Origin of the sequence: Burkholderia aenigmatica (assembly GCF_902499175.1) — a bacterium.
GTDB classification, from domain to species: Bacteria; Pseudomonadota; Gammaproteobacteria; order Burkholderiales; family Burkholderiaceae; genus Burkholderia; species Burkholderia aenigmatica.
This window is the reverse complement of the sequence record NZ_CABVQC010000144.1, coordinates 1-2,264: the sequence shown is the minus strand read 5'-3', so window position 1 is coordinate 2,264 and position 2,264 is coordinate 1. Positions and strand designations below refer to the sequence as shown.

The window sequence follows — 2,264 nt, the reverse complement described above, 5'->3', positions numbered from 1 at the left end:
ACCGTGAAACGACTCTACGCCGATGATAGTGCGGATTCCCGTGTGAAAGTAGGTAATCGTCAGGCTCCCTAAGCCAAAAACCCCCGCCCGAAAGGCGGGGGTTTTTGCATTTCGGCGACGGAAATGTGCATGGGGCCGGAAGGGCAGCCTGGTGGGAACTAGGCGCCGAATGAGTCGATCCTGGCACCAGCCGTTCTCGAGCGATCCTCACGCTGCGCACCTGAAATCACCTAGTGCGTTCCGCTGCACATCACATCAATCCCCCTCCAGTTGGCGCCCAGCCAATATCGTTCCTTCTGCGCGCGAGTTTGTAATGGGCGACGATGCGCGACGTTCGTCGGAAATGCTCGATGAATGACTCGTTTTGGTGAAAGATATCCTGAGTCATTCATCCTTCGGCGCGTTGCGATCGGCCTGATCGTAGGCGTCATTCGGCGAACGCAATCTGAATTCGTCAAAGAAATCTATGCGCATAAAGTCCGACCGCGCGACATGCTCAGCAGAGCGGGGTGCAAGCTCTTCGGGGTAATATCGCCGTTCGTCCCGATTCCCGGTGCTTCCAGGTCCCGCTGGCGGTCGGTGTCCTCCGTATTCCGTCTCCCGCATCGTTCATGACTGCCCGCTCTGCCCATAGTGATAGGACGACCGACTTCTTGCCGTATCTCGTCGCGGCGACCTTCTTCATGGAGTACCTCGACACGACCGTGATCGCGACTGCGCTGCCGCAGATGGCGAACTCGTTTGGCGTCGGGCCGAACGCACTGAGCCTCGGGATGACGGCCTACATGCTCGCGCTCGCGGTGTTCATCCCGATCAGCGGCTGGATCGCGGACCGATACGGTTCGCGCACGGTGTTCGGCAGCGCGATCGTCATCTTTACCGGTGCGTCCGTACTGTGCGGACTGTCCAATGGCGTGGTGACGTTCACGGCCGCGCGGCTGCTGCAAGGCGTCGGCGGGGCGATGATGGTGCCGGTCGGGCGAATGATCGTCGTGCGCAGCACGGAGAAGGCGAAGCTGATGCGCGCGATCGCGACGATCACGTGGCCCGGCATCGTTGCGCCGGTCGTCGGGCCGCCGATCGGCGGTTTCATTACGACCTATGCATCTTGGCGGTGGATCTTCCTGCTGAACGTGCCGTTCGGCATCGCGGCGCTGGTCTGCACGTGGCTGATCGTCCGCAACACGCGCGCCGACGAGCAACGGCCGCTCGACTGGGTCGGCTTCGTGCTCGCGGGCGGTGCGTTGACGTGCCTGTTGATCGGCACCGAAACGGCCGGCCAGCAGGATGCGCAGTTTGCCCGCGCGGGCCTGCTCGTGGGCGCGAGCGTGCTGTTCGGCATCGCCGCCTGGCTGCATGCGCGACGGTGCGAGCATCCGCTGCTCGATTTCACGACGCTGACGGTGCCGACATTCTCGGTCACAGTGATCACCGGCTCGGTCACGCGCATGGCGATCAATGCCGTGCCGTACCTGCTGCCGCTGCTGTTCCAGATTGGCTTCGGGCTGTCGCCGTTCCAGTCCGGCCTGTTGCTGCTCGCCAGTGCGCTTGGCAACCTCGGCATGAAGGCAGGCACGTCGTGGATACTCGACCGCTTCGGCTTCCGGCGCGTCGCGCTCGTCGACGTGACGATCGTCGGCTTCTTCACGATTGCGTGCGGGTGGCTGACCGCGTCGACGCCGCTGGCGATCACGCTGCTTGTCGTGTTCGTCTACGGACTGACGCGGTCGATGCAGTTCACGACGCTTGCGACGTTGGCCTACGCGGATATCCCGGCCCAGCAGACGAGTGCCGCCAGCACGCTTTGGAGCGCTGCGCAGCAGATGACGATCGGGATGGGCATCGCGTTCGGCGCGTTGTCGCTGCGGGTGGCGGCGCTTGCGCGCGGCGATGCGACGGGCGTTCACTACGTGCTCGACGATTTCCGCTGGGCGTTCGTCGCCGCGGGCGTACTCGCGTTGCTCACGTTACCGGGATATGCACGGCTGGCGGCCAATGCTGGCGATCGGCTACGAGCGGGCATGGCGCGCGGGTAAGTCGGCCCGTCGCTCACGTTTGCGCGGCGGTCGTGCGGGTTTTCGTTTCCGCTCGCGCACCTATGGGCGAGGCGCGACTCGGCGTGATGCGCGATTTTCGCGACGATGCCGGTGTGATGCGGGAACTTCCGTGAATTTTCCGCGCTAATCTACCGCCGAACCGCCGAACCGCCGAACCGCCGAACCGCCGAACCGCCGAACCGCCGAACCGCCGAACCGCCGAACCGC

The 2,264-nt window shown here is 64.1% G+C and carries 1 protein-coding gene; it reads left to right on the top strand.

Annotation, left to right across the window (positions count from 1 at the left end):
- Positions 1–611 precede the first annotated feature (611 nt).
- Positions 612–2,036, top strand: coding sequence for a DHA2 family efflux MFS transporter permease subunit (locus BDO18943_RS42315; RefSeq protein WP_175026714.1), 1,425 nt, complete (start codon positions 612–614; stop codon positions 2,034–2,036).
- The last annotated feature ends 228 nt before the right edge of the window (positions 2,037–2,264 follow it).